The 25,678-nt window shown below is 62.8% G+C and carries 24 protein-coding genes; 6 read left to right on the forward strand and 18 right to left on the reverse strand.

Features of this window, described 5'->3' with window-relative positions:
• Window positions 1-9: 9 nt before the first annotated feature.
• From ACMGG8_RS02815 to ACMGG8_RS02825, 3 genes are all read right to left on the reverse strand, one after another.
• Window positions 10-570 (reverse strand): YbhB/YbcL family Raf kinase inhibitor-like protein, encoded by a 561-nt coding sequence (locus ACMGG8_RS02815; protein WP_060836947.1) that lies wholly within the window; start codon window positions 568-570, stop codon window positions 10-12.
• A 222-nt stretch (window positions 571-792) separates the two neighbouring features.
• Window positions 793-1,056 carry a BrnA antitoxin family protein gene (locus tag ACMGG8_RS02820; protein ID WP_016966295.1) on the reverse strand — a complete coding sequence of 88 codons (264 nt, stop codon included), beginning with the start codon at window positions 1,054-1,056 and terminating at the stop codon, window positions 793-795.
• Window positions 1,034-1,312, reverse strand: a complete 279-nt coding sequence (locus ACMGG8_RS02825) for a BrnT family toxin (protein ID WP_414159140.1) — start codon at window positions 1,310-1,312, stop codon at window positions 1,034-1,036. Before ACMGG8_RS02825 ends, ACMGG8_RS02820 begins: the two co-directional genes overlap by 23 nt.
• Window positions 1,313-1,732: 420 nt before the next feature.
• On the opposite strand from ACMGG8_RS02825, the gene ACMGG8_RS02830 reads away from it, so the two are divergent.
• Window positions 1,733-2,002, forward strand: a complete 270-nt coding sequence (locus tag ACMGG8_RS02830; RefSeq protein WP_414159141.1) for a hypothetical protein — start codon at window positions 1,733-1,735, stop codon at window positions 2,000-2,002.
• Between the two features lie 48 nt (window positions 2,003-2,050).
• Entirely contained in the window at window positions 2,051-2,635 is a 585-nt protein-coding gene (locus ACMGG8_RS02835; protein ID WP_414159142.1) for a DUF4291 domain-containing protein, read from the forward strand.
• A 1,029-nt stretch (window positions 2,636-3,664) separates the two neighbouring features.
• Here ACMGG8_RS02835 and ACMGG8_RS02840 read toward each other — a convergent pair.
• The 12 genes from ACMGG8_RS02840 to ACMGG8_RS02895 all read right to left on the reverse strand — a co-directional run bounded on the left by ACMGG8_RS02840 (window position 3,665) and on the right by ACMGG8_RS02895 (window position 19,032).
• Entirely contained in the window at window positions 3,665-4,360 is a 696-nt protein-coding gene (locus ACMGG8_RS02840) for a hypothetical protein (protein WP_414159143.1), read from the reverse strand.
• Window positions 4,361-4,892: 532 nt separating this feature from the next.
• Window positions 4,893-5,405, reverse strand: coding sequence for a poly-beta-1,6-N-acetyl-D-glucosamine biosynthesis protein PgaD (gene pgaD / locus ACMGG8_RS02845; RefSeq protein ID WP_060842113.1), 513 nt, complete (start codon window positions 5,403-5,405; stop codon window positions 4,893-4,895).
• Entirely contained in the window at window positions 5,405-6,754 is a 1,350-nt protein-coding gene (pgaC, locus tag ACMGG8_RS02850) for a poly-beta-1,6-N-acetyl-D-glucosamine synthase (RefSeq protein WP_060836942.1), read from the reverse strand. The genes pgaD and pgaC overlap by 1 nt, the downstream gene beginning before the upstream one ends.
• Window positions 6,755-6,757: 3 nt before the next feature.
• Window positions 6,758-8,755 (reverse strand): poly-beta-1,6-N-acetyl-D-glucosamine N-deacetylase PgaB, encoded by a 1,998-nt coding sequence (pgaB, locus tag ACMGG8_RS02855; RefSeq protein WP_060841857.1) that lies wholly within the window; start codon window positions 8,753-8,755, stop codon window positions 6,758-6,760.
• 14 nt (window positions 8,756-8,769) lie between these two features.
• Window positions 8,770-11,256 carry a poly-beta-1,6 N-acetyl-D-glucosamine export porin PgaA gene (pgaA, locus tag ACMGG8_RS02860; RefSeq protein ID WP_414159144.1) on the reverse strand — a complete coding sequence of 829 codons (2,487 nt, stop codon included), beginning with the start codon at window positions 11,254-11,256 and terminating at the stop codon, window positions 8,770-8,772.
• A gap of 304 nt (window positions 11,257-11,560) precedes the next feature.
• Window positions 11,561-13,063, reverse strand: a complete 1,503-nt coding sequence (locus ACMGG8_RS02865; RefSeq protein ID WP_060836940.1) for a YdgA family protein — start codon at window positions 13,061-13,063, stop codon at window positions 11,561-11,563.
• Window positions 13,064-13,253: 190 nt separating this feature from the next.
• Window positions 13,254-13,889 (reverse strand): hypothetical protein, encoded by a 636-nt coding sequence (locus ACMGG8_RS02870; protein ID WP_060836939.1) that lies wholly within the window; start codon window positions 13,887-13,889, stop codon window positions 13,254-13,256.
• A 92-nt stretch (window positions 13,890-13,981) separates the two neighbouring features.
• The gene (locus tag ACMGG8_RS02875) at window positions 13,982-15,430 is read right to left on the reverse strand and encodes an efflux transporter outer membrane subunit (protein ID WP_060842111.1); all 1,449 of its coding nucleotides are present in this window, start codon (window positions 15,428-15,430) and stop codon (window positions 13,982-13,984) included.
• A complete protein-coding gene (locus ACMGG8_RS02880; RefSeq protein ID WP_060836937.1) occupies window positions 15,427-16,317 on the reverse strand; it encodes an HlyD family secretion protein in 891 nt (296 codons plus the stop codon). Before ACMGG8_RS02880 ends, ACMGG8_RS02875 begins: the two co-directional genes overlap by 4 nt.
• Window positions 16,314-16,523, reverse strand: a complete 210-nt coding sequence (locus ACMGG8_RS02885) for a DUF1656 domain-containing protein (RefSeq protein ID WP_011058538.1) — start codon at window positions 16,521-16,523, stop codon at window positions 16,314-16,316. The genes ACMGG8_RS02880 and ACMGG8_RS02885 overlap by 4 nt, the downstream gene beginning before the upstream one ends.
• Window positions 16,520-18,607, reverse strand: a complete 2,088-nt coding sequence (locus ACMGG8_RS02890) for an FUSC family protein (RefSeq protein WP_414159145.1) — start codon at window positions 18,605-18,607, stop codon at window positions 16,520-16,522. The genes ACMGG8_RS02885 and ACMGG8_RS02890 overlap by 4 nt, the downstream gene beginning before the upstream one ends.
• Window positions 18,604-19,032, reverse strand: a complete 429-nt coding sequence (locus ACMGG8_RS02895; protein ID WP_414159146.1) for a MarR family winged helix-turn-helix transcriptional regulator — start codon at window positions 19,030-19,032, stop codon at window positions 18,604-18,606. Before ACMGG8_RS02895 ends, ACMGG8_RS02890 begins: the two co-directional genes overlap by 4 nt.
• Window positions 19,033-19,229: 197 nt before the next feature.
• Here ACMGG8_RS02895 and ACMGG8_RS02900 point away from each other — a divergent pair, with 197 nt between their 5' ends.
• Entirely contained in the window at window positions 19,230-19,508 is a 279-nt protein-coding gene (locus ACMGG8_RS02900) for an antitoxin of toxin-antitoxin stability system (protein WP_414159147.1), read from the forward strand.
• Window positions 19,505-19,786, forward strand: a complete 282-nt coding sequence (locus ACMGG8_RS02905) for a type II toxin-antitoxin system RelE/ParE family toxin (RefSeq protein ID WP_108545790.1) — start codon at window positions 19,505-19,507, stop codon at window positions 19,784-19,786. Before ACMGG8_RS02900 ends, ACMGG8_RS02905 begins: the two co-directional genes overlap by 4 nt.
• On the opposite strand, the gene ACMGG8_RS02910 is transcribed toward ACMGG8_RS02905, so the two are convergent.
• From ACMGG8_RS02910 to ACMGG8_RS02920, 3 genes are all read right to left on the reverse strand, one after another.
• Window positions 19,783-20,028, reverse strand: a complete 246-nt coding sequence (locus ACMGG8_RS02910; RefSeq protein WP_047300786.1) for a DUF2789 domain-containing protein — start codon at window positions 20,026-20,028, stop codon at window positions 19,783-19,785. The two genes, ACMGG8_RS02905 and ACMGG8_RS02910, sit on opposite strands and share 4 nt — an antisense overlap.
• A gap of 14 nt (window positions 20,029-20,042) precedes the next feature.
• The gene (locus ACMGG8_RS02915; RefSeq protein WP_019093517.1) at window positions 20,043-20,504 is read right to left on the reverse strand and encodes an aminoacyl-tRNA deacylase; all 462 of its coding nucleotides are present in this window, start codon (window positions 20,502-20,504) and stop codon (window positions 20,043-20,045) included.
• A 109-nt stretch (window positions 20,505-20,613) separates the two neighbouring features.
• Complete coding sequence (locus ACMGG8_RS02920) at window positions 20,614-22,224, reverse strand: glycosyltransferase family 39 protein (RefSeq protein ID WP_414159148.1); 1,611 nt, start codon at window positions 22,222-22,224, stop codon at window positions 20,614-20,616.
• Window positions 22,225-22,555: 331 nt separating this feature from the next.
• Here ACMGG8_RS02920 and ACMGG8_RS02925 point away from each other — a divergent pair, with 331 nt between their 5' ends.
• Window positions 22,556-24,754 carry an outer membrane assembly lipoprotein YfiO gene (locus tag ACMGG8_RS02925; protein WP_414159149.1) on the forward strand — a complete coding sequence of 733 codons (2,199 nt, stop codon included), beginning with the start codon at window positions 22,556-22,558 and terminating at the stop codon, window positions 24,752-24,754.
• Window positions 24,724-25,491, forward strand: coding sequence for a DUF3142 domain-containing protein (locus tag ACMGG8_RS02930; protein WP_414159150.1), 768 nt, complete (start codon window positions 24,724-24,726; stop codon window positions 25,489-25,491). Before ACMGG8_RS02925 ends, ACMGG8_RS02930 begins: the two co-directional genes overlap by 31 nt.
• Window positions 25,492-25,678 lie beyond the last annotated feature (187 nt).

Consider the following 25,678-nt stretch of genomic DNA (forward strand, 5'->3'; position numbering starts at 1 on the left):
AAATTTCACTTAGCGCGAATAGCGGCGCACCACGCTGCTATTGCGCAACACGTGACCGTTGATCTTCTCCAGCAACTGGGCGCGGGTCAGTCCGGCGGGCAGCACGTCGGGCGCCAGGTCCAGGGCAAAGATCTGGATGATGTAGTGATGAGCGCTATCGCCCACCGGCGGGCACGGGCCCATGTAGAACGTGCCATTGCGGCTGTTGAGCCCGGCCAGTCCTTCCAGGGTCGGCTTGGTGCCGGCGCCGGCCGGCAGCTGGCGGGTGGTCGGCTTGATCCCGTAATGCACCCAGTGGTCCACGCCCTGGCCCTTGGCGCCGTCCGGATCGTGCATGACGATGGCGTAGCTCAAGGTGCCCTCGGGCCCGGCGGTCCAGCTCAAGGCCGGAGAATTGTTATGCCCGCCACAGCCCTTGGCATCGCTGGCATTGCCGGTGGTGAACAGCCGGTCATCCGAGACCCCGGGAATGTTCAGGGTAAAACGCTCCTGGGCCTGCACGGGAAACTGCAGGCACAGCAGCACGGCACCAGCGGCCAGCCAAGTATTGCGGGAGGCAAAGCGAGACATACGAAAGCACCTTTTTGCGGATGAGATCGGGGTGAGCCAAAAGACTATAGCCTGCACGACAGAGCGCGCCGCTTCGTGCACGGCGCGGTGCAGATTGAGCTTGAGGACAGGGGTAGTTGTAAATGGATATTTCAGACAATCATCGCGATGGCGACCACCCTCCACGGCCGGCAAGAAAGAGCGACGGGCCATCCGCCCGCCACCGGAAATGATGCGCAGACCTCAATCCCGATGGGCCTGCATGTACTGACGCAGCAATTGGTTGATCCGCGTCTGGTAACCCGCGCCCTGGCCCTTGAACCACTCCAGCACATCGGCGTCCAGGCGGATGGTCACGGCCTTCTTGCCCGGCAGGTGCACCTCGGCGCGGCGAAAGAAATCGTCATCCAGCTCGGGGATATCAGAAGTATCGATGCCCTGGTCATCGGTTTTCGCCAGGCGCTCCCAATCCGTTTTCGATCCGTCAGTTTTCGATCCGTTGGACATAATATTTAGCCTCCCGCTTAGTGGCTTTGCGCGCCGAGATGATGCGCACCGCATGACCCCGCCGCTCGGTATGAACCACCACGCCCACCAGGGTCCTGATCCAACCGAGGCTGACCCAGCGCTCCTCGCCGTAGTCCAGGCGCTCATCGCGCAAGGACAGCACCGGACGCTGGAACATCAGCACCGCATCGTTGAAATCGATGCCGTGCTTGAGCAGGTTGGCGTGGTTCTTGGCCTCGTCCCATGCAACGTACATGAGCAATTCCGTATTTACAAATGTACATACAGGCTAGCCGACCGTTCGCCAAAAGCGCCCTGGGTAAACACCTGGAAATACAGTCGCAAGCGGGATGGGTGTGTACGGAAAAAGCCCTACAGCGTTCTCGGAAAAGACTTCGCCGGACTTGCCTTGCACCGCTGGAAGCCGGCGGCTTATAGTCCGGCCGTCGCCCAGATGGCGATTCGGGTTTGGCGACCTGGCAATAGAGAATGCAAACAACCTGCTTGCAGGTTTTTTTGCGCCCGCATGATTGCTCTATGGCGGTTGTGCGTGGGAGACCTTCGGGTCTGTCGGTTTTCTCTATTGCCGGCTCGCCAACCTGCGCACAACTGCCACCTATTGTTTGGCGACGGTAAGTGGACAGCCGCTCAACTAACGGAATAGAGAGAACTGATCATGAACCGCTACATGCCGCTCACCGGCCACGACTGCCTGATTCCTTCCCTGCTGATCGACACCCAGGCGCCCATCGACGTGCTGCACGACGCCGCAGCCTTTCGCATCCGCGCCGCGACCCAACTGCTGGAGCACTTCGCCGCCGAGACCCTGCGCAGCGAACCGGTGGTGCTGCAGGAACTGACCCTGGTGTGCAGCATCCTGCTGCGCGATGGCTGTGATCTGCTGGATGTGACATCACGGCGCCTGCAACCGCAGGCCATGCTCTAAACACCCCCGGGCGGCTTCCCGGCCGCCCGCTTTTCATAAGGAAATGCCATGCATAAACCCCCGACAGAACGCCCCCAGCGCCAGATCCGCACGCTCTACGACGCCGACACCATCCGCGTCTACCAGGCCTACTCCGACAGCATCGCCGACGCCGCCCTGGCCCACGGCACCTTCGTCTCCCCACCCTTCAAGATGGAGCGCATGACCTGGATAAAGCCGTCTTTCCTGTGGATGATGTATCGCGCCGGCTGGGGCTACAAAGACGCCGGACAGACCCGCATCCTGGCCATCGACATCAGCCGCGAAGGCTTTGAATGGGCCCTGGCCAACGGCTGCCTGAGCCATGCCGACGAGTCCATGAGCAAGGAAGAGTGGTTGAAGTTGAAAGACCAGTCACCGGTACGGATCCAGTGGGACCCGGAGCGCGACCTGTACCTGCGGCCCCAGGAACACCGCGCGATCCAGATCGGCCTGAGCAAGGAGGCCGTACAGCTGTACGTGAACCAGTGGATCAAGCGCATCACCGATGTCACGCCCCTGGCTCACGAGATTCATCGACTGATTGAGGGTGGGGATCTGAAAAAGGCGTACAGCCTGCTTCCTGAGGAGCGGGAGTACCCAACCGTAGGCTGATCAAACGGGTTGATCTGCTGCCTCACCGCATCCAACGCGCAGCACAGGTACACCCCTCCTTGCTCTCTGTGCCCTTTCACGGCTCAAATCGCCAACAACCGCCTTGGTATCGCCGTCGTTTTCATGTGCCAGCATTCTCAAGAAACCACACAGGTCTAATCGGCTTTTACAATACAGTCTACGTTTGAGCCGAAATGATAAATCGCATCATCAGCGAGCGAAATTTGAAAAAATAGTATTGAGTCTATGAAACCCGCGGCAAAATAAATGGTTTGTTCAGAAACGCATAATGCTCGGTTTTTGTATCTAATTAAAAAATCTACTTGAAAGAGTAGATAAGCCCGCCCCAAGAAGGGCAATACAACTGAATGAATGGCTCTCCAATCAATCCGCTATCACTTCGCTCATTTAAAACAGGAACGATTTTAGCTGACCGCTGATACGAACGCCATACAAACTCCCAATTCATTCCAACTATCCATTGGCATAGCCCTGCATCCCAATCACCTCATCACTGTGCAAACAGCCCCGATTGTTCGCACATCTAGCTCTCTAAATCTATACTTCAGACACCTGAATGGTACTACCTGAAGACACAATCCATACTCAACATATAAAACAACACATTGGCGCAACTTGAACTCTTCTGAAAGTCGCCACCTTCCATACTCTAAAATTTATTTGCTTGCCTCTAAAAAACAAAACAACTTCTTTTGTCCTCCGTCTCATAACGCCAAGATTTTATAATGCGATCTTTCGAGACAAGTATTGAGTAGCGACAATCCATAAGCCACGTAATATAGTAGCGCTTTTCACCTGCTTCTTCCTCCACGACGTCGTCAAAGACTGCATTCTTATTACTGGGCGACCAGTATTGATGCAAACAATTTGGCAGACATCTAGGAGGCCAAAAGTGCGACTCAAACGGAGTTCCAACAAGCCCGTCTGTAGCACTCACCCAAGTCGAATAAAAAGGTGACGAGCATCCTACAGCAAAGAGAGAAACCAAAAACACATTAATTATTTTTTTCATTTTTTCACCGCTTCAATTAGAGGTCTGTATTTATCAATTATTGCCCCATAATTAACCAATAACGCAGGCGGCATACTACCGATATTTTCAAAAATGCTCATATCAGGCTTTTCGCCTAAAGAACCGCCAAACTGCCAGTTCAATTTCTTCAGCTCAATCAACCTATTCATCCAAGTATCATGTAAAGTTGCAAACGCATTAACACCGGGAATATCACTTAGAAAATTACTAATAGGCATTCCATGACAAATAGCCAACAACGAAGTACATACCTCATTTAAACCAACGTTATTTCCTTCTCGCTCTATTCCACCGACAGTAACGCGTGGCACAAACCCTCCGTCTAACTCTTGAAAAACATTACTTCCAGGTCTCTCCACCCCTGGTCTAACATCCGGCTCTCGCCCAGCTGAATACTGATATAACTCCATCAACGCCCCAGTCGCTGCAATACTCAGCCAGGTGTCTCTGTCTTTACCACTCAAGGCCCCCTTCAGTGCGGTATTGGCTGCATAAGCCTTCAAGCGCCCGGCATAGTCATCGCCATAAACATAGTTACCTTCCGCACTTAAAGTCCGCCCCATTTCGTTGGTAAAGGCAGCGCCAAAACCAGCGATCACAGCTCCAGTGGCGTATCCCTTCAAACTGTCTTCACTAAATACTTCCTTAGCAGGCAAGACAGCGCACAGCACAACCTCATCCCGAGGGTGGAGAGAGACATATTCGATCCTTCGAAACCGTGACTGCAAGAGTTACGAAGGGGGAGATACTAATAAGCCACTATTGTGTCGTCAAATAACTGCCGGTTAATCGCCAGTGGCGATTAAGCCGTATCTAAAAAGCATTCTCAGAGATAAATCACACACCGCTACATCACTGGGCGACCCATTTGAATACTTGCTCTATCCAAACGTTCATTGCACTTGAAAGCCTTTGGAATCAAGCCCCCCCGATGTATTCAGGCGTTCGAGAAACAAACTCGATATCGCATGTTTCGAAGTATCAAAACCAATACCAAAGAGTACTAAATCTCAATCACTCTTCACGATAAAAACAACGCTCACACCACAACATTCATACCATCAGCCCATATAAAAAACCTCAAAAAGCCAAATAAGTTATTGATCTATCTATTGAAAATATAATCAGAAAATTCCACCCACAGATTCAGACGAATGGTAGCCATCCGGCGCTCACATCAGCTACGTCATTAACCCACCTCCATTACCTCTTGCCTTCATCCACCTCCGAATGCAGATGAATCACCCGCGGCGGCGGTTCCACCACCAGTGGAGGGTGCTGCTGATCCTCGGGGCGGATACGGTAGAACTGTGTGGTGACGTGGGTGATGCCCCCCTCTTCATCGTTGTGCACGGTCATGATCCCGGGCTGGCGCATCTGGGCGAAGGTTTCGTCGCTGAGCTTGAAGCTGTCACTCAAGCGCTTGTCGTCCACCACCGGTGCCGGCAGCCGTGGCGGGTAGTTGCGGTTGCGACGCTGGCGATAACGGGCCCAGGAAATCAGCAGCAGGGCATTGAGCACCGCCACCCAGGCGTAGAACTGCAAGGTGGTCAGGGCACCGAGCATGCCGGATTCGAAACGCGGCCCCTCATGGGTGTCCAGCAGGGGGATGAGCCCGCGAATCAGCAGGTACAGCAAGCCAACCCAGGCCAGTACGGTGAGGACAACGTCGACGACCACCATGAACGGTCGCTGGCGGGTTCGAATGATTTTCATCAGCGCGCCTCCTCTTCGTCATCGATGGGTTTGATACCCCGGTCCGGGCTGACCCAGCGCGCCCGTTTCTGATGCTCGCCAAACAGCACCTTGGGAAAGCTCACCAGGGTGGTGAGCAGGCTGATGAACCAGAACACCAACGGATACCAGACCACCCAGAACATGGTCTTCCACAGGTCCTTCTCATAACGCCGGTCGATCAGGATGCTCACCGCGAACTGGGCCAGGCACACCATCGCCAGTACCAGGCCGGTAAAGGCCGGCGGCAAAATGGAGTGCACCGCGATGGCCTCGGGCATGACGATGAACTTGCCCAGCACCCAGAAAATCATCGACAGCAGGAACGTGAAGGCCCAGCCGGTGGACAGGCAGTAGTCGAACAGCAGGGTCCACAGGTAGCGGTGGCGCCACTCCCAGATGCCACGGATGTTCTTGAACAGCACCTCGGCGCCACCCTGGGCCCAGCGCAGCCGCTGCTTCCACAAGCCGCGCAAGGTCTCCGGCATGAGGATCCAGCACAACGCCCGGGGCTCGTAGAACACGTACCAGTGGTCCAGTTGCAGCTTCCAGCTGATGTCGATGTCTTCGGTGACCATGTCCGGGCTCCAGTAGCCCACTCGGTGCAAGGCCGTGCGACGGAAGGCGACGATCACCCCGGAGACGGTGAAGACTTTGCCGAACACCCGCTGGGTGCGCTTGATCAGGCCGATGATCGAGGAGAATTCACCCACCTGAACCCGGCCCACCAGGGTCGAGCGGGTGCGGATCCGCGGGTTGCCGGTGACCGCGCCCAGGCGCGGGTTGTCCAGCATTGGCGCCACCAGGTAAGCGGCGGTATTGGGCGCCAGCAAGGCGTCGCCATCGATGCACACCAGGTACTCGCTGCGTGCCGCCACCGCCCCCATGCGCAGGGCAACGGCCTTGCCCTGGTTCTGCGCCAGGTGCAGCACCCGCAGGCGCGGGTCCTGGGCTGCGATCGCGTCGAGGACCTCGGCGGTGTTGTCCTTGGAGCCATCGTTGATGGCGATCACTTCGATGTTCGGGTAGTGCTGCGCCAGCGCCGCGTGAAGGGTGTCGGCGACGTTGTCCCCTTCGTTGTAGCAGGGGATGAGGATGCTGATCAGCGGCTCCCCGGCCAGCGGCGGCGGCAAGGTGTCATCGGACCAGGGCCAGTGGCGCTCCCAGTGCAGCCAGAAATACAGGCCGCCGGCGATCCACAGCGCCGACATGAACAGCGGGTAGTAGAAGACGAAGTCCATGAGGAATTCGCCAGTTACCAGGAAGATCAGCCCCAGGGGCACTCCGAGGACCAGCGCCAGCACCACCAGGGCGAATATACGATCCATCATGATTCAGGGGCTCCATTTGTTGGAGAGCGCGGGCCGCAGGGTTTTCAGGTCCGGTGAGTTCTCGAGGAAGTTGTCCGGGTAGTAACCGAAGTGGGTCGCCCCTCGGCGCTTGAGCCGGCCCATCCAGTCCGCCATCTGCTGGGCCGACAGCTCGCTGGCGGGCTTCTGCCGCCAGTCCCGGGCCTGGAGCTCGAACACCGTGCGCTGCAGGGCGCCGGGTCGGGCCCGCACCTGATCCACCAGGGCCTCCAGCCAGGGCCCGGACTGTTTCAGGCTCTGTCCTTCCATCAGGGGCATGGCCATGGGCGCGGTCCAGTCGTAGTTGACCAGGAAGTCGTCGAGGTTCTGGGCGAACCAGGCTTCGCTCTGCGGATTGACGATCGGTTCGGCAAACAGGTTGCGCGCGGTCTGCACCTGGGGCCCGCGGATTGCCCGGACCTTGGCCGTCAGCTCATGGGTGAAGTCGATCAGGTAGCGGCTCTTGAAACGGGTCCAGCGCTGCAGGGTCGCCGGATCGTCGCGCAGGCCGGCGATGGAATCCGGCAGCCCCTGGGCGGCATAGGCGCGCAAGGCCGCGGGGCTGGCGTCTTCGAAGTCCGAAAGCACGGCGTCGTCGTGGAACAGGATGCCGTCGACCGAGGTCAGCCGCGCCAGGTCTTCATACAGGTCGCCAATCAGGCGCCGCACGCTCGGGTCGAAGGGCGACAGCCGCTGGTACTGCTTGGGATCGACGCCGGTCTGGCCGCTGGCCGGGTCCCAGCGCGTGACGCGGGGCAGGTGGGCATCCAGGGCAAAGCTGAGCACCGGCATCCAGGCGTAGACCTTGACGTGGGCCCGAGTGCGCAGTTGCCAGGCGACCCGGTCGAACAGGTCGGCGCGCATCGGCAGGTGGCGGTTGGGGAAGTACAGCGACTGCACCAGGCCATCCCCCTTGGGATCGGCAAACGCCTGGAGGAACACGGTATTGACCCCCAGGTCGGCCATGCGCTGCACCAGCCTGCCGAGGTTGATTTCCTGCTGCTTGGGATCCGGGTCGTAGACATTGTCCAGGTCCACGTGCGCTACCCGCATCGGGGCGCTGGCCTCGGTGCCGACGATGCTGTTGGAGAAGTGCATGCCGTCCGGGTCGGAAACCACCAGGAAGCGCGGGCTGCTCATCAGGTTGTCGAGGGTGTCCAGGCCGTCGTCCAGGGTCAGGGCCATCTTGAAGCCCTGGCTGTCGACCACTTGCAGGGTCGAGCCGTCGGCCGTGCCATAAGGCCAGACCCAGATCCGCGGGCGATAGCCGGCCACCGCCAGGATCTTGTCCGAGATGCTGGTCACGTCGTGGCGCATCCGCGCCTGGAAATCCGCCTCGCTTTCATAGCGACCGGTGGCGGCGTCATAGCGTCGGGTGGCCGCCGCCGGCTGCAGGTTGCCTTGGGGGTTGGCGAGAATGCCCAGGTGGCTGTGGTCGGTATGGGCGGCAATTTCCACCAGCCCGGAGCGCGAGATCTCGCGCACCTGGGCCCAGGTCAGGAACTGCGAACGGGGCCGCAGCTCGCCGGCGAAATCCACCGGCTGGTTGGCCGGGGTGTCGATCCACACGCCCACCGGTGCCAGCACCGCGGGCCAGCGATAGCTGCGCAGCACCGGCAGCACGCGGGTGTAGAAGCTCGAATAACCGTCGTCGAAGGTCAGCAGGATGGCCTTGGCCGGCAGTTCCGGCCCCCCTTTGCGCGCCGCCAGGATCTGGTCCACGGTCACCGGCCGGTAGCCGTTCTCCCGCAGCCAGGCCAGTTGCTCGATCATCCGCTCGGTGCGCACCGCCACCACCCGCTGGTCCGGGTCGCGATCCTCGATGTCGTGGTAGGCAATGCCCAGCACGTGGTTTTTCGGCCACGGTGCCTCGCTGTGAGGCAAGGGGCGCTGCGCCGGGGCGACAAACTCCGCCGCGGGCTGGGAACAGGCGCTGAGAACCAGGACTCCCAGCAGGAGGATGCAACGGTTGATCAGGCGCATCATCACGCTCGTCTCTAGAAACGATAGGTAAGGTCGACCGCCAGACGCAGATCGGTTTCCCGATCGCCGTCGTAGGGCCGGTTGATCACGCTCAAGACGCCAGCGATATCGAACACGTCATTCCAGCTGTAGCGCTGGCCGTAGCTGAGCAGCCCCACCGCGCCGGTGGCATAGCCGCGTTCGCTGTAAGTCCCGGCGCCGGCCTGGAACTGCTGGCTCCAGGCGGTTTGATAGCGGTGATAGAGCACGTGGTTGACGGTGACCGTGGGCAGCACGCTGAGATCCGCCTCGGGGTTGTAGTAGGGCGTGTCTTGCAGGGTGTTGTGGCTGGCGCCCACTTCCAGGCCGAGGTCGACCTGCACCTTGGGTGAGCGGTAGACCCCTTCACGGCCGGTGAGCAGCGCTTCGAAACGGTTGTTGCCGTCGCTGAAATGCGACGGACTGAGGGACAGTTTCCATTCCCGGCTTTCATTGGCCCGCCAGCGCAGGAAAGCGCTGCCGCCATTGGCGCTGATGTCACTGTTCAACGCCCGCAGCGGGGTGTTGGCCGAGAGGTAGTCGAGGCTGCCGCCGTATTGCCAGTGATCGTCGATGTCTCGGGCCAGGGACACCCGGGCACCGGTCTTGTCGCCATAGCCGTAGGAGTGGTTGGAGACTTCGGCTTCCAGGGTCATGTCACGGGTTCGCCGCTCCACCCCCAGGACCTGCCAGCGGTGATGGCCGATGCCTTCGGGAAAATCGCCCATGGCGTAGCCGATCCCGCCGAACAGGCGCCAGTCCTCGGCAATGGGCGGCGTATAAAGCCGGCTTTCGATGCCGAAATCCCGGCTCCCGGCCACTGCGCCGGCACCGCTGCTGCCGCCGCCGTAGCTCTTGCCGCCGTAGGTCGAGACGCGCAACTCGGCCATGTCATGCACTTCGCGCTCGCGGGCCAGGCGCTGCACCTGGCGACTTTCCGGGAAGCGCTCGAGCACATCGTCGGTCAAGGCATCCAGTTGCCGCCATTCCTGCAGTTCCAGGGCGGTGTGCCCCTGGGACACTTCCAGGCTGACATCGCGGGGGGCCACGCTTTCGGTTTCCTTGAGCAGGCTTTCCGAGCGCCGCGGCCAGTCCCGCACCCGGTACAGGTCGGCCTGGGCCAGACGCACACTGATATTGCCCGGGGCCTGCTCGGCCAGGGCCTCCAGCCGTTGTTCGGTGCCCGGCAGGTCCGCCCCCGACACACCGGCAGCACCGGCCTGGGCCGCCAGCAGTTGCGCATCGACCCAATCGTCATTGGGGTCGCCGACGGTTTGTCCGGTGAGTTGAATCCGCCGTGGCGTGCTGTCGGCCAGGTCATTGGCGAGCTTCAGCGCCTCTTCCGGCTGTTCGCTCTCCTGTAGCGCGTAATACAGGGCGGTGGTGTCTTCCAGACGGTACGTGGCATCGCCATCCGGGGCCGACAGTACGCGCCGATACAGATCCGCGGCCATTTCCGGCTGGCGCTGGTCGAGGTAGGAAGCCGCCACCCAGCGCAGGGCATAGAGGGGAATGGCCACACCGGCAGCGGTGAGCTGCTCATATTCGCTGATCACCTCTGCGGTACGCGCCCGGGACTTGAGCGCCCCCAACCGGTCGATGCGCCAGCGGGTCAGGTCTTCCTGAGCCTGAGGGTCATGCTCCCAGGCCGCGAGCAGGGCGTCATAGTCGGCCAGGGCGCGGTCGGCCACCACAAAACGTTCCTTCTCGCCACGGCTGGCCAGCTCCGATAGGCGCACCCGTTCAGCCGCCAGATCGGCCTGGATCCGCCGCTGAATGACCGGATCGATCAGCCCCGGATGCTGCCGGGCCAGGCGCAGGGCCGGCTCCGGCAAGCGCGCCCGTTGCAGGGCGTAGATGTATTCACGCAGGACCTCGGGCTTGTCGCCGGCGCGAACAAAGGCCTGGTCGTACTCGGCCAGGGCGTCGTAGGGCTGATTGGCCCGGGTCAGTGCATAGCCCAGCGCCAGGCGCCGCGACGGATCATCGGGCTTGGCCGCCACCAGAGCCCGGGTCCGGGCCACCGCCTCCGCCGGCTGGTTGGCGTCGGCCTGGGTCAGGGCCAGGCCCAGTTGCAGGTCGGCATTCTGCGGCTCGCGCTCCAGGGCCTGGCGATAAAGCCGGGTGGCGTTGTCAAACTGCTTGAGGTTGCGATAGGCCCGGGCCGTGGCCGTCAGCGCCTGCAGCGGCAGCACGCGGTTGCGTCCCTGGGTTTCATAGACCTTCACCACCTCGGCGTCGAGCCCGGCCCAGCTGGCGATCTGCAAGTGATCACTGACCAGCCCGTTGTTCAAGGCGCTGTCCGGCACCTGCCGCAGATGGTCGAGTGCCGGTGCATAACTGCCGGCCCGGGCCTGGATGATCAACTGGTCATAGGCGGCATCGGCCCAGGCTCCCCCGGACCAGAGCAGTTGGCTGCACAGCGCCAGGCCAAAAAGCGGGCGCAGACCACAACGGCGAGCGGGATGAGCAATATGTGGCATTTCGTCAGCATCCTTACATAGCAAGCCGGAGCTCAACCCGCTCGCCCTTGCAGACGTCAGGTAGCGGGAATGCATGACCCGGCATAGCTTTCCGGGAAATTCTTCCACGAAGGGTAGTCGAGAATTTGAATCCCCATCTTTATTCAGAATCAGTTTTCAAGACCTGTGCAGGCACCGCGTCAGAGCGGTCGGCGTTCGCCCGTCACCGCCCAGGTGCTGCAGACAGCACAACGCCCGGGCTGCGTCACACAGCACCGGGCGTCGAGGGGGATTCAGGGGCGGGCAAAGCGCCCCTTTTAACGGCTTATTGCAGGGCGCCAGCACCGCCCATCTTGCTCATGACAAAGCCCACGAACTGTTCAACGCTCATCTTCTGGCCGTTGAAATTCACCTCGTTGTTGGCGTAGTGCAGCGCTGATACCACGTTATTGCCTTCCAGCTTGGCCAATTGAGTGGCCAGGGCCATGGCGCTGAGCATTTCCGCGGTGGCCGCGCTCTGCTCGGCAATCTGCTTGGCGTCGGTCAGGCCTTCAGCCTGGGCCTGCAAGGCCGCCACGTCCGCCACCATCGGCTTGGACAGCGACAGCTTGGCGTCCAGTTGGCTGACCAGTTGCTTGCCCAGCTCGGCCGGCGGCAGCTCCAGGCTCTGCGGCTTGGCCAGATCCAGGCTCAGGCTGAAACGGCTTTCACCACCGGCGGTCTTGAATGCCAGGCTTTCCAGGGCGATCTGCGGCTTGGCTTCCAGGACCTTGTTCACCGCCGCACGCACCTTGACCTCTTGAGCTTCGCTCATTTGCAGTTCCGGCGCCGGCTCGCCCTCGGCAGTGGCCGCGGTGGCAGCCTGCTGATACGGCTGCAGCACGGTCTGGTAGATCTGGAGCAGATCGAGCATGCCCTGGCTGTCGAGGTTCTTCATGCTCCAGAGCATCTCGGCCGAACCCACGGTCTTGCCGTCGAAGGCGATTTCGCCCACTCGGTAATCCGCGCGGCCCGCTAACGTGCTGCCGGTTTCTTCGCTGGAGGTCTTCTGTTCGAAGTTCTTCAGGGTCAGCACCGACTGCTTGTCACCGAAGGTGGCCTTGGTGCTGGTGAGCTCCAGGGTGTTCTGGCCCAGGTAGTAGTCGAAGCTGCTCTTTTGCAGGTTGCTGGCCAGGGTCAGGCCGTTGATTTCCAGTTTGAGCGGTGCTTTATCCGGCGAGCTGAGGAACAGGCTCAGGCTGTCCATGTAGCCGTCGACCTTGGCTTTCTGGCGGTTTTCGCTGACGCTGAAGGTGGCGTTCAGGCCGGAGAACTTGAGGTTGTTCAGCTCATCCCGGGCCAGCTCCATCGGAGCGAAATCCACAGTGCCCTCGGCGGACAGGTCATAGCCAACATTGACCACGCCCTTGAACGGTGCAGCACCCTTGGTGGCGGCAAACAACTTGTCGGTCTGGGCATTATTTTCCAGTTGGAAATGACTGGACGCCATGACGGGCAGCCACTTGAGACGGATCAGGCGCGAGAACGGCAGCGGGCCGTGTTCGATGTGGTCGGCGATCATCAGTTCCAGATCGCCACCGAACACTTCACCCTGGCCCTTGAGGCGGTAGCGGGCGTTGCTGCTGAACACGCCACGCTCCAGGGACACCAGTTCCAGGGTAGCGGTGGCGTCGTAGCCGATCAGCGCCGTCTGCAGCTCCTTGTTGCTCTCGATCACCTGCTGCTGCAGGACCCCTTCCAGCTTGGTGCCGGTGTACCAGGCGCCGCCGGCACTGATGGCACCTACTGCGACGACGATTCCTAACAGTACGCCTGCTGATTTATTCATGTCTGACCCGATCAATATCCGTTGTTTGAAGGTGTGCTGGTCTTCCCTGAACCCATGACGGGTCGCGGCTCGACTCCGCGTAAAAACGGCGCAGATTACCACTGGCGGCCAAAGCTAAACCAGCAGCAAGCTACAAGCCTCAAGTTGCAAGCTAGCGGCAGCAGGCGGCTTGAGGCTTGAGGCTTGCAGCTCAGGAGTATTGGACTTCCAGGGCATCGAGTTGATGGTCGAAGCTTTTGAGGCGCGCGCTCCAGGTGTAGACCAGGACCTCGAAATCCCGGTCGATCACCGTGCTGTTGCCCCGGGACTCGCCCCGGGGGTCGCAGAAGTCCAGCTGATAGCGTTCCCGGGCCATGGCGGTGGCGACGTCCGACAGCTCGCGGGCGTTGCTCAGCCAGTGGTGGCCGTCGTCGGCCTGCTTGTCGAGCAGCATGCACTGCTTCTTCAGGGCTTCCAGGCTCTTTTCCAGCGGGGTGCCGGTCAGTTCGCCCATGACTTCGGCGAAGGTGCGCCCCGGTTGCCAGTAGCTGCCCCAGAAATAGCGGTCGAACACGGTTTCGACCCGGCGCAGGGCAACCTTGGTGTCCCAGATCACCACCAGGGTCTTGCTCTGTTCGAGCTGTCGTTTCCTGATTTTCTGATTCTGCCAGGAGGCCCAGGCCACCACGCCAATGGCCAGCACCGCGATCAGCGCACTGGCGCTGTCGAGAAAGACCATGGCCTTGTCGATCTGATGGGCCAGCATGATGCCGTAGAAGTAGGTGGCAGAGAGCAGCACCAGCGCACAGAGCGCGCACCAGAAGCCCGGAGCATAAGGGTTTTTCATTATTGGAATCCCCATGACCATCACATGCTTTGATCGGTTGCAAAACCCGTTGCACCACAGGCTTTGCAACTGTTCAAAGCATAGCAACGGCCTCAGGGTTTGATCGGTGGCGAAGCTTGCGTTCGTCCGCTTTCCCAGCCGCCACCCAGGGCCAGGAACAGATCGATCTGGCTCATTGCCACCTGGGTGTTGGCCGCCGCCAGTTGCGCGCGCATATCGGTGTAGGTGCGGGTGGCTTGCAGGTCGGCGAGGAAGGACACGCGTCCGGCCTGGAAGAAGCGGTGGGTCTGGTCCGCCGCCTGTTGCGCCGACTGCTCGGCATCTGCCAGGGCCTCGCGGCGTTGCAGTTGCGCGCTGTACTGGGCCAGGCCGGTCTGGGTTTCACGAATGGCGTTGAGCACCACGCCATCGAAATGCGCCAGGGCGCCCTGGCTCGCGGCCTCGGCCTCATGAATGCGCTCGCGGGCGCCGTTGGCCGGCACCGTCCAGCTGATCAGCGGGCCGAAGCCCCAGCGGTTGGTGGACGGCTTGCCGAGGTTGTCGAGGATGCCCACGGTGCCGACCGTCGCGCCAATGCTGATGTCCGGGTACAGGGCCCCGGTGGCCACGCCGATGCGCGCGGTGGCGGCGGCCAGCTGGCGCTCGGCCTGGCGTACGTCGGGACGGCGCTTGAGCAGTGCCGCGCCGTCACCCACCGGCAACAGTTGGGCGATGTGCGGTAACTCGGCGCACGTACCGGTGCCAGCGGGCAATTGATCCACCGGCCTGGCCAGCAGCATCGACAGGCGAAACAGCCCCGACTGGCGCGCGGCTTCATAGCGCGGCAGCTCGGCGCGCAGGGATTTGAACTGGGTCTGGGAGCGGGTGACCTGGGTTTCGTCGCCGCGCCCGGCATCGCGCAGGCGCTGGGTCAGTTCGGTGCTCTGGGCTTGCAGGCTCAGGGAGTGCTCGGCGATTTCCCGCTCTTCGTTGGCCGCGCAGACCTGGGTGTAGGCCCGCACCACATCCGCCACCAGGGTGATGCGCGCGGTATCGGCCGCGGCCTGGGTCGCGTCGGCATTGGCCTGGGCCGCCTCGATGCCGCGCTGCAGGGTGCCGAACAGGTCGAATTGGTAAGAGGTGCTGATGGACAGGTTGCCGACGTTGGCCACCGGCACTTTTTCCGGCAGCAGGAAGGCCTCGCCGGATTCCTGCAGGCGCTCGACCCCGGCCTTGACCCCACCGCTCCAGCCGCCGGCGGCCTGGGCTTCATCCACCTGGGCCCGGGCGCGGGCCAGGTTGGCCGCGGCTACCCGCAAGTCGGTATTGGACGCCAGGGCCTGCTGTACCAGCTGGTCCAGGCGCGGGTCCTGGTACAGCCGCCACCAGTCGGCGGGCACCGGTGCCGACACCACGTTGGCGTCCTTGGCGCTCAACTCGCCCTGCAAGTCCTGGCGTTGCAGCGCCGCGTCCTTGGGCAGCCGGTAGTCCGGCCCGACCATCTGGCAGGCCGAGAGCAGCAGGCCGAGCCCGGCCAGGGCCAAACATGCGCCCGGCTTCATTGCCCGGGCTCCCGCTTGGCCTGGTCGTCGAGGATCGACACCGTGGCGGTGCGCCCGGCAATCATGCGGAAGTCCGCCGGCACGTCATCAAAGGCGATCCGCACCGGAATCCGTTGCGCCAGGCGCACCCAGCTGAAGGCCGGGTTGACGTTGGGCAGCAGGTTGGAGCCGCTGCTGCGATCACGGTCCTCGATCCCGGCGACGATGCTTTCCACATGCCCGCGCAGCCGCGCGCGGTCGCCGATCACGCGGATATCCACCGCCTGGCCGACATGGATGCCGTCGAGCTTGGTTTCTTCGAAGTAACCATCGATATGAAAGGAATTGCTGTCCACCACCGACAGCACCGGGCGCCCGGCGGTGACGAACTCCTGGGTGCGCGGCGCGCGGTCGTTGACGTAGCCGTCCACCGGGCTGCGCACCACCGAGCGGTCGAGGTTGAGCTGGGCGCTGTCCACCGCCACCTGGGCCTCGGCCAGGGCCGACTGGGCACGGGCCTCGCGGGACTGGCTTTCTTCCAGTTGCTCGCGCGGCACCAGGTTGCCCAGGCCGCGGTTGCGCTTGGCCTCGCGCTGGGCCTGGGCCAGGGTTTCCTGGCGGTCGGCCAGGGCCGCCCTGGCTTGGCGCAGGGCCAGCTTGAAGCGGTCCTGGTCGATGCTGAACAGCACCTGGCCGCGCTTGACCAGTTGGTTGTCGCGCACCTCCACCTGCTGGATCAGCCCGGACACGTCCGGGGCGATTTGCACGATATCGGCGCGGATGTGCCCGTCCCGGGTCCAGGGCGCGAACATGTAGTACATCACCATGCGCCAGACCACCACGACCGCGAAGGTCACCACCAGTAACGTCAGGACCACACGGCCAATGGTCAATAAGGGTTTTTTCATGTCATCAGGTATCGACTCAGAGAGTCCACCGCGCCCAGCAGCAGCGCGTAGAGACCCACGTTGAACAGCGCCCGGTGCCAGACCAGACGATAAAAGTGCAAGCGCGTCAGCACCCCGTGCACCAGCAGGTACAAGCCATAAGTGATGCCCATCAGCACCAGCAGCGTGGGCAGGAACACCCCGCTGATATCCAGATCACCGATCACAAGGGCGCTCCATCAATGCCATGGGGAAGGGGGTGTTCAAGCTCGCCGGTGGCGACGAACTCCACCCCCGGCAGCAGTGCCAGACGCAGGCCGCTGAGGGCGTGCAACAGGTGCAGGCGGGTTTCGTCGTCGCCTTGCAGGCCCTGGCTGCCCAAGGCCCGGCGGGTACGATCGAGGGTCATCAGCAGGCCGCCGGGGGCCGGCAGGCGTTCACCGGCCTTGAGGCAGGCCTTGAAGTAGTCGCCGACCTCGGCCACCACCTGGCCCAGCAGGGCCTGGGCCACGCCCCGCACCCGCGGCGCGTAGGCCAGCAGGTCCAGCACGTTGAGCGCCACGCGCAACTCGCGCAGCGCGGCGCCGGTGTCCTGGCCGGTGATGGCCAGGCGCGGCAGGTGCTGCATCAGCCGGTCGAGCATCTGCGCGGCCATGTGCCGGTGCTCGGCCAGGGTTGCAGGCTCGGAAAGACTGACAATGTCGCGCCAGCTGAAGCGGGTCAGGCGCTTGGCCGCCAGCTCCGAGCCGAACGGTCGGGCGATCAGGGTCCAGACAAAGGCGAACAGCAGGCCCATGGGCCCGGCCAGGTTGGAGTTGGCAAAGCTCAGGAAATCCGCGTCGTAGGCCCCCTGGATACTGATGAAGGACGAGGTGTTGACGATGGTCAGGAGCATGCCCAGATAGAAGCGCGGCTGTACCGTCAGGGTGCCGACGCAGATAAAGGGCACGGCGAAGGCCAGCACCAGCATCGGAAAATCGTGCAGGTTGGGCAGGATCAGGAACAGGTAGAGGCTGGCGAACAGCACCGACATCGCGGTCCAGAAGAAAAACCGGTAGATCTGCGGCGCCGGGTCGTCCATGGAGGCGAAGAAGCTGCAGGCCACCGCCGCGAGAATCACCGCGCTGCCGCCGTCGGTCCAGCCCAGGAGGATCCACAGTACCGAGGCGACGATGATCGCGAGCACCGTCGAGCCCGCCGAATACAGCATCAGCCCGCGGTCGAGAAACGGCGTCAGCCGGCCCAGGCGCCAATGCCGGTAGACCGCGCGCCAGGTGTCCTGGCTTTCGCACTGGATGGCGTGCTGCAGGCTGCGGCAGTCCTGCCAGAGGTCGATCCACTCGCCGAGGCGATACAGGGCATTGGAGAACAGCAACTGGCGTCGATCGTCCAGCGCTTCAGCGCTGGGCTGCAGGGCTTCGAGCTCACTGCGCAGGGCCTGCCAGTGTTCCACCGAGGCGTCCCGGGCGGTGCCTTGCAGCCAGGCTTCGGCCTTGGCCAGCACCGGGGCAAATTGCGCCACCAGCTCCGGGGTCCGCCGCTCCAGGGCATACAGGGCGTCATCCAGGGCGTCCACCACTGGCAGCAGGTGGATCATCCGCCCGCGCAACTCCTTGGTGTTGCGCACCGTCTGCGGCCGGGCGCCTTCGTGGGGCAACTGGCCAATCATCAACTCCAGGGTGTTGAAGGTGCCCACCATCGATGTGCGCAGGGCGCTGACCTCTTCGGGCTGGACGTCGCGGGCCAGGAAGCGCTGGCTGTAGAGCGCGGCATCGGCGAACCACTTGCCGGCGGAATCGACGAACACCGGGGCCAGCCGCCGGGGCCAGAACAGGCTGCCGATGACCGCGGCGCAAATGATGCCGAGGAAGATTTCCTCGGTGCGCGCCTCGGCCACGTCCCACACCGCCAGAGGGTTGTCCACCACCGGCAGGGCGATCAGCGGCAGGGTGTAGCCGGCCAGCATCAGCGCGTAGTTGTTGGCGGTGCGCAGGTGCATGGACAGAAACAGCAGGATCCCGGTCCACAGGGCAATGATCAGCACCAGCACATAGGGGCTCTGCACGAACATCGGCACCAGCAGCACCGCCGCCGCCGCGCCGAGAAAGGTCCCGATCGCCCGGTACAGCGCCTTGGAACTGGTGGGGCCGACAAAGGGGCTGGAGACGATGTACACCGTGGCCATGGCCCAATAGGGACGGGGCATCTGCATCAGCATGGCGATGTACAGGGCGATCATCGATGCCGCGAAGGTGCGGACACCGTAGAACCAGTCCCGCGCGGGGGGCATGCCGGTAAAGAAGCCTTTCAAGAGGACAACACCGGCACATGGCTGGCGGACTCGAAGGCGCGGATCACCCGCAGCGCCGCTTCCAGGTCGCTGCTGCTGATGCCTTCCAGAACGTCATTGCGCAGCCGCACCAGCTCGCTTTCCACCGCCTGCACCAGCTCGCGGCCGCTGTCGGTCAGGCTCAGGCACTTGGCCCGACGATCGTTGGGGTCTTCACTGCGGCACACGTAGCCGGCACTGCACAGTTGATCCAACAGGCGCACCAGCGATGGGCTTTCCATCCCAGCGGCCTGGGCCACGGTGACTTGGCGCACGCCCTCGCCGAGGCGCCCGATCATCAGCAGGGGCACCGCACAGGCTTCGGAAATGCCGAAATTGACCAGGGTGCTCTGGCAGATCCGCCGCCAATGCCGGGACGCGACCACCATGCCACTGCTGATGTTCATGTGGAGTGATTCAAGGGAGTTGGGCACAAGACTGTTCGCACACTGTTAGTTTGCTAACTATCAATATGGCATCGACGAATAAATCCAGTCAAGTTTTGTAACAAATACCTCGATCAAGCCCTGGATCCAGCACCTTCAAAACAGGAAAAGTACTGAAAAGGTATATACTTTTTCAGTACTTTTTGAGGAGAACGCTCATGCCCAAGCACGCCATCTTTACGATGAAACTGGAAACTGAATTGCGGGATCAGTTTATGGCGGAGGCACTGGCCGCACATCGCCCGGCCTCACAGATCGTGCGTGAGTTGATGCGCGAATTTGTGCAGAAACAGCACGAATCCCGGGAATACGAGGCGTTCCTGCAACAGAAAGTCCAACTGGCTCGAGCCTCCTTAGACGCTCAACGCGGGCACAGCCATGAAGAGGTCGAGGCAGAGTTCGCAGCCAGACGCGCTCGGGCATCGAGGCTGGAATGAAGGTTGTCTGGGTTCCAGAAGCCCTACAGGACCGCATGGATATCTGGGATTACCTGCATGCGCTCAACCCGAGGGCTGCGGTTGAAATGGACAGGCGCTTCAGCGAATGCGTCAACCATCTGATCCTCAACCCGCAGATCGGCTCAGCAGGGCTGGTGGCCGGAACCCGCGAACTGATCCCCCACCCGAGCTATCGCCTGGTCTATCAGATAAGCCAGGACCGAGCCTGGATCCTGGCCCTGGTCCACACCGCTCGCCAATGGCCGCCACCGACCTAACCCCCGCGCCCCTTCCTCAACAACACATCCAACTGATCCACCACCTCCGCCCAGTCCGCATCATCGAGCACTTCCGTGCGCAGGAAGTCCGCCTGGCTCTTGCTCCAGAAGAACGCGTCCGCCAGGTGCAACTCCGGTTTCAGCGGCGAATGAGTGGCGATGAAACGATCAATACTCTCCGGGTCATCGGCCAGCCCCAACTGCTTGAACAGCGCCGGCAGGTTGTGGGTCGGTGCTTCCATGGTCAGGCTCCTGATCAGTGCGAGACTTCGCAGACTTCAGCGTGGGGCACCAGCTTCAGGTACTGGGCCATGCTCATGTGCACCAGATTGTGGTGGTTGCCGGCTTCCAGATAGATGTCTTTCTGCCGGGTCAGCAGCGGGTCGATCACCACGTCCAGCCCATAGGACTCGCCCAGGGCCGGCACCGCGCCGCGCTCGCAATCGTTGAACAGATGGGCCAGGGTGCTTTCCCGGGTGATCTGCCATTCGCCGCTGCCGCGCACCTTGCCGAGGTCCAGGTGACGGCTGGCCGGCAACACCGCCATCAGGTAGTGGCCGTGGTGATCGTCGAGAATCACCGACTTGGCCACCCGCTCCGCCGGCACCCCCGCCACCCGCGCCGTTTCCAGGCTGCTGGCGGAATGGGGATGGGTCACCAGATCAAACTCGCAAGCGGCCTGTTCCAGGCTGCGCTGCACGGTTCTTGCCATACGCATGATGCACCTCGGTGCCCCGCGAACGGGGACAGGACTGTGACTCCTGATGCAAGTCTAGGTCGCACGGCGCAACTCAATGCCCCGAACTTCCGAACGGCACCCTGCGCGCTCATTGCCCGGTGCAGGGCACGCCCGTTGCCGGGCCACAGAGGACAAACAGCCGCGCCCGGGTACCGCCCGCGGCGAACTGACTGACTTTGCGCCACCCCGGCGGCAACGGCGCGAACTCTTCGGCCGGATCGTCCGCCCCCACCAGCCAATAGCGCCCGCTGCCCGCCGGCAAACGGCTCAACTGGTCCAGGTAGACCTGGTCCGGCTGGTCGATCAGGGTGCCAAAGCCGTAGGCGTTCGGCCTACTGGAGGCGCCTCCCGGCAGCGGCGGCGTATAGAGCATCGGCTGGGCATCGGTGCGGTTGTAGTAGAGGTAGCTCAGGTACCAAAGCATGTCGCTGATCACGATGCGGTCACCGGCCACGTAATGCCGGTTGACGTAGTCGACCATCACGCTGACCTGGTCGTTGGCGTCGACATCGATGTTGTTTTTCAGCCCTACCGCTTCCAGCCCGACAAACCCCACCAGCAGCGCCAGCGCCACCAGCCGGGCCGATTTCAGCCAGCGATCGACGAGTACCGCGATGATCATCGGCACCCCCAGGGCATAGGCGGTCAGGTAGCGCTCGATAAACACCGGGGAGGCGAACGACACCGCAAACACCAGCAACAACGGCAGCAGGGTGAAACTCGCCAGCAGCCCGCCAAAGCGTACCGGCGCCCACTTACGCCAGGCCGGTACGCTGCAGAGCGCCAGCAACAGCAGCGGCATGCCCACGAACAGCGCCCCGGGCAGGTTGTCGCCCTCGTCCTGGATCAGCAATTGCCAGACCATCGCCGGCAGCGACGTCCACGTCACCGGAGGTTCCCAGCCGACATCGCCGTTGGCCTTCAATTCGTCCATATGCCGCAGCAGGTCCAGCAACTCCGGCACCCAGGGCAGGTACAGCAGCACGATCGCCGCATTCGCCAGCCACCAGGCCGGCCGGACGATCAGACGCCTGTCGCCCTCGCCGCGCACGCCCGACAGCGCCAGGTACAGCCAGTGCGCCAGCACGCAGAAGGCCGTGAAGTAATGGGTGTAGAAGGCCAGGGTCATCAGCAACGCGTAGCTCACCAGATAGCCCCGGCGCGAGGGTTGGCGCAGCCAGTACACCAGGGCCAGGGTCGCCCCCAACAGCAACAGGCCGAGCAGCGCATACATGCGCACTTCCTGGCTGTAGCGCACGGCCGTGGGCAGCAGCGCCAGCAGCACACCGGCGAGAATCGCCGCGCGGCGGGTCGCCAGGAGCGCCACCAGCCAGACGCCCAGCCCTACGGTGACGATCCCCGGCAGCGCGCTGAAGGTGCGAATGGAAAAGATCCCGTCGCCAAACAGTTCGATCCAGCCGCGCAACAGCATGAAATACAGCGGGGGATGCACGTCACGGGCCGCATGCACCCAGATATCGCTCAGCGAATACTGACTGAGCACCAGGCTGGAGCCTTCATCGCCCCAGATGGCCGCCGCGGTCAGGTCATAAAAGCGGACGGCCGCCGCCAGCAGCAATACCGGCAGCAACCAGTACTCAAGCACCCGGCGCATCAGCCGTTGCACGCCCTGCTCCTGAGGCACGACGGCCTGCTCTTGCAAACGCCCGATCAACTCCGGCGCTCTGCGAAAATCCATTCCTTGCTCCCCATAAATTCGCATGATCTGGTCGCTAAAACCCCGACAGCATCGTCCTTTGCCTGGAAAACCGCAAAGCTCAGACACGCGGGCAAAAAGCCGCTCATCGAATGTCTTGTGCGACTCCTGACGATTGCCCTCGGGCACCGCGCTCCGGGGTCAGGCCCGGCCCTCCCCGGCAATGGATGAACATAGACCGGAGGACAGCAAAGTCGCGTCACAGAACGGCAGATTTTCTAACCAGCAACGTAGGTGCCAGCCGGCGCCTTCTGTATGATTTTCGCCACACTCGGAACCTGCCCTCCCGGCTTTTCTGAATTAAGGACAATTCATGCGCAAGCTTCTGCTCTCGTCATTGACCCTGGCCCTCGCGGCGCTCTGCGCCGGCCAGGCCCAGGCCAGCTCGGATGACACCTGCTCACCGACCTGGAAGCTGTATACCAACCAGCTGGACGGTTGCAGCAACCTGCCCTTTCTCAGCCCGGGCAACGACAGCCGGGTCAACCTGCGGCTGCTGCTGGCCGACCAGGGCAGTCTGCCTCTGACTCCCAGGGCCTTGACCCAGGATGAACTGGGCATGGGCTACGGTCCCGTACCCTTCATGCACTATCGCCTGTACCCGGCGGCCCCTGAACTCGACCCCGACACGGGCAACCCACCCAAGCCCGGCCCCTCGCCCGCCACCGAGCAACTCGACAGCCTGCTGGAGGCCGTGGGCCTGCGTCGCGACAGCAAGGAAACCGCCGGGGACGGCTTTCTCTCCGGAGAAGGCAGCCGCTGCCGCAGCAACTCGGACGCCAGTGCCCTGGCCTTTGTCGAGCAGCTCAACCAGGCGCCACTGAGCCCGGAAGAACGCCAGGCCCTGGCCGAAGCCCGGGTGCAACTGCTGGCCAGCTGCAGCTGGAACGCCAGCGAAATGAGCAAGCTGCTGCCGGGCAACCTGAACTCGGCGGCGGCCAAGGCGTTCGCCAGCTACCTGCAGGCCGCCGCCGACTTCTACAGCGGCCGCTTCAGCGAAGCCGGCAACGGTTTTGCCGCGCTCAAGGACAATCCCCAGCCCTGGCTGGCCGAAACCGCGGCCTACATGAGCCCGCGCACCACCCTCAACCTGGCCCAGCAGAACGCCTTCGATGAATGGAGCATGGTCAATCTGGAGCATGTGGACAAAGCCGTCCTGCAACAGGCCGGCGCCGGTTTCGAGGCCTACCTGAAGGCTTATCCACAGGGCCGTTACGCCGTGTCCGCCAAAGGCCTGATCCGGCGTGTGCACTGGCTGACGGGCGACACCCCGGCCCTGGCCGACGACTACGCCTGGCAACTGACCCAGGCGCCGGGCACCCCGCGCAACATGCGTCTGGACGACCTGGTGGAAGAAGTCGACTACAAACTGCTGAGCCTGCCCGAAGACAACTTCAAGGCCCCGCTGCTGCTGGCGGTCAAGGACCTGATGCACATGCGCGGCGCCACGCCGGCGGCATTGACCCGCGACACCCTGCAACAGCAAAAAGCCCTGTTCGAAGGGCAACCGGCACTGTTCGATTATCTGCAGGCCGCCTTCAGCCTGTATGTCGAGCAGCAACCGGCCACGGCGCTCAAGCAACTGCCCAGCCAGTTGCCAGCACACCTGGACTACCTGAGCTTCAGCCAGCAGACCCTGCGTGGCCTGGCAATGCAGGCCCAACAGGACTGGAAAGGCGCCGAGGCGCTGTGGCTGCAATTGCTGCCCCTGGCCCAGCAACCGCTGCAACGCGAACAGCTGGAACTGGCCCTGGCCTACACCTACGAGCGCAGCGGCCAACTGGACAAGGTGTTCGCCGCCGACTCGCCGATCAAGACCGCCCAGGTGCGCGCCATTCTCCTGCGCCAGGTGGCCTCGCCCAAACTGCTGCGCCAACAGGCGCAGAAGGCCGACTCGGCAGAAGAGCGCAACGCCGCGCGCTTTATCCTGCTGTACAAGGACCTGACTCGCGGCCAGTACGCGGCCTTCGGCCAGGACTACGAGCAACTGCCGCCCACCCTGCCCGACGCCAGTCTTCCCGCCAGCCTGGGCTACATCTACCTCAGTACCACGCCATTGCAGGATTTCCACTGGAATGGCGCACAGCCCGAAGCGCAAACCCCCGACTACCGCTGCCCGAACCTGGTGGAGACGGCCGCCCTCCTGCAGCGTGATCCCAAGGCTCCGGCCGGGCTGATCTGCCTCGGCGAGTTCATGCGCTTCAGCGGCTTCGACCGCATGCCCCTGGACACCCCGCCACCGGCCCAGAACCTGGGCGGCACCCCGGATGCGTTCCCGGGCAAGCCGTTCTCGCGGCTCGACGGCTATCAGGTGGTGATCAACAACCCCAAGGCCAGCCGTGACGACCGGGCCTACGCCTTGTACCGGGCCATCAACTGCTACGCCTCCTCGGGCCACAACAACTGTGGCGGCGCCGGCGTCGAACCGGCCGTGCGCAAGGCCTGGTTCCGTCAGTTGAAGACCAAGCTGGGGGATACCCAATGGAGCCAGTCATTGCGCTACTACTGGTGAGAATGAAGTCCCTGGGTTACGGCCTGCTGCCGCTCTGGCTGTGGTGGGCCACCCCGGCGGCCGGCGCGGCGCCAGTGCAGGCCGCCGACCACGACGCCTTCTGGCTGTGGAGCGGGGTCAAGACCCAGCCAGTGCTGGCCCGGGCCAAGACCCTGTACATCCTCCAGGGCCAGATCAGCCGCTCGCGGCGCCATCCGGCCAGCGGCGTCCAGCTCATCGCCCAAGGCCTGCCGGTGTCGCGCCTGCCCCAGGAACAGGTGTGGGTGGTATACCGCGCCCACACCCTGGCCTGGACTGAGCCGGTGTATCGCCAGCTGTTCGGCCAGTTGCAGCGCTGGCAGTCCACGGGCAGCCCGGTGGTGGGCATCCAGATCGACTTTGACAGCAGCACCCGCGACCTCGAACGCTACGGCAATTTCCTCCGTGACCTGCGCCAGCGCCTGCCCGCGCACTACCGCCTGAGCATCACCGGCCTGATGGACTGGGGCAGCAACGCCGACCCGCAAGCCATCGGCCAGCTCAAGGGCGTGGTGGACGAAGTGGTGGTGCAGACCTACCAGGGCCGCCGCAGCATCCCCAACTACGCCAGCTACCTGCCGCGCCTGGACCGCATGGGCCTGCCCTACAAGGTCGGCCTGATCCAGGGCGGCGACTGGCAGGAACCCCAGGCCCTGCGCGACAGCCCCTGGTTCAGGGGCTATGTGGTGTTCTTGCAGAATCCTCAGCCTGAGCCCTGAATCCGGCGCAATAAGTGCTCACAGTAATACCCTTCGATACCCTTGATCCTCGGAGCCTGCTGGGGCAAAACGGTCCCTGCGGAGTTGATGCACCAGGCAGCCATTTGCCATTCCTCACTCGTCGGACAAGGATTGACCCCCACGAGTACAGGCACTAGGCTCGACCTCACAACTCAACCCCGTACGC

The organism is Pseudomonas sp. BNK-45 (assembly GCF_047456255.1).
GTDB lineage: Bacteria > Pseudomonadota > Gammaproteobacteria > Pseudomonadales > Pseudomonadaceae > Aquipseudomonas.

Excerpts from the sequence above, each read along its gene's own strand:
- ACMGG8_RS02835 (WP_414159142.1), top strand. The coding sequence starts at position 2,051 with ATGCATAAACCCCCGACAGAACGCCCCCAGCGCCAGATCCGCACGCTC.
- ACMGG8_RS02830 (WP_414159141.1), top strand. The coding sequence starts at position 1,733 with ATGAACCGCTACATGCCGCTCACCGGCCACGACTGCCTGATTCCTTCC.
- pgaD (WP_060842113.1), bottom strand. The coding sequence starts at position 5,405 with ATGAAAATCATTCGAACCCGCCAGCGACCGTTCATGGTGGTCGTCGAC.
- ACMGG8_RS02815 (WP_060836947.1), bottom strand. The coding sequence starts at position 570 with ATGTCTCGCTTTGCCTCCCGCAATACTTGGCTGGCCGCTGGTGCCGTG.
- pgaC (WP_060836942.1), bottom strand. The coding sequence starts at position 6,754 with ATGATGGATCGTATATTCGCCCTGGTGGTGCTGGCGCTGGTCCTCGGA.
- ACMGG8_RS02930 (WP_414159150.1), top strand. The coding sequence starts at position 24,724 with ATGGAGCCAGTCATTGCGCTACTACTGGTGAGAATGAAGTCCCTGGGT.
- ACMGG8_RS02825 (WP_414159140.1), bottom strand. The coding sequence starts at position 1,312 with ATGTACGTTGCATGGGACGAGGCCAAGAACCACGCCAACCTGCTCAAG.
- pgaB (WP_060841857.1), bottom strand. The coding sequence starts at position 8,755 with ATGCGCCTGATCAACCGTTGCATCCTCCTGCTGGGAGTCCTGGTTCTC.
- ACMGG8_RS02895 (WP_414159146.1), bottom strand. The coding sequence starts at position 19,032 with ATGAACATCAGCAGTGGCATGGTGGTCGCGTCCCGGCATTGGCGGCGG.
- ACMGG8_RS02920 (WP_414159148.1), bottom strand. The coding sequence starts at position 22,224 with ATGGATTTTCGCAGAGCGCCGGAGTTGATCGGGCGTTTGCAAGAGCAG.
- ACMGG8_RS02820 (WP_016966295.1), bottom strand. The coding sequence starts at position 1,056 with ATGTCCAACGGATCGAAAACTGACGGATCGAAAACGGATTGGGAGCGC.
- ACMGG8_RS02865 (WP_060836940.1), bottom strand. The coding sequence starts at position 13,063 with ATGAATAAATCAGCAGGCGTACTGTTAGGAATCGTCGTCGCAGTAGGT.
- ACMGG8_RS02905 (WP_108545790.1), top strand. The coding sequence starts at position 19,505 with ATGAAGGTTGTCTGGGTTCCAGAAGCCCTACAGGACCGCATGGATATC.
- pgaA (WP_414159144.1), bottom strand. The coding sequence starts at position 11,256 with ATGCCACATATTGCTCATCCCGCTCGCCGTTGTGGTCTGCGCCCGCTT.
- ACMGG8_RS02900 (WP_414159147.1), top strand. The coding sequence starts at position 19,230 with ATGCCCAAGCACGCCATCTTTACGATGAAACTGGAAACTGAATTGCGG.
- ACMGG8_RS02925 (WP_414159149.1), top strand. The coding sequence starts at position 22,556 with ATGCGCAAGCTTCTGCTCTCGTCATTGACCCTGGCCCTCGCGGCGCTC.
- ACMGG8_RS02870 (WP_060836939.1), bottom strand. The coding sequence starts at position 13,889 with ATGAAAAACCCTTATGCTCCGGGCTTCTGGTGCGCGCTCTGTGCGCTG.
- ACMGG8_RS02910 (WP_047300786.1), bottom strand. The coding sequence starts at position 20,028 with ATGGAAGCACCGACCCACAACCTGCCGGCGCTGTTCAAGCAGTTGGGG.
- ACMGG8_RS02875 (WP_060842111.1), bottom strand. The coding sequence starts at position 15,430 with ATGAAGCCGGGCGCATGTTTGGCCCTGGCCGGGCTCGGCCTGCTGCTC.
- ACMGG8_RS02880 (WP_060836937.1), bottom strand. The coding sequence starts at position 16,317 with ATGAAAAAACCCTTATTGACCATTGGCCGTGTGGTCCTGACGTTACTG.
- ACMGG8_RS02915 (WP_019093517.1), bottom strand. The coding sequence starts at position 20,504 with ATGCGTATGGCAAGAACCGTGCAGCGCAGCCTGGAACAGGCCGCTTGC.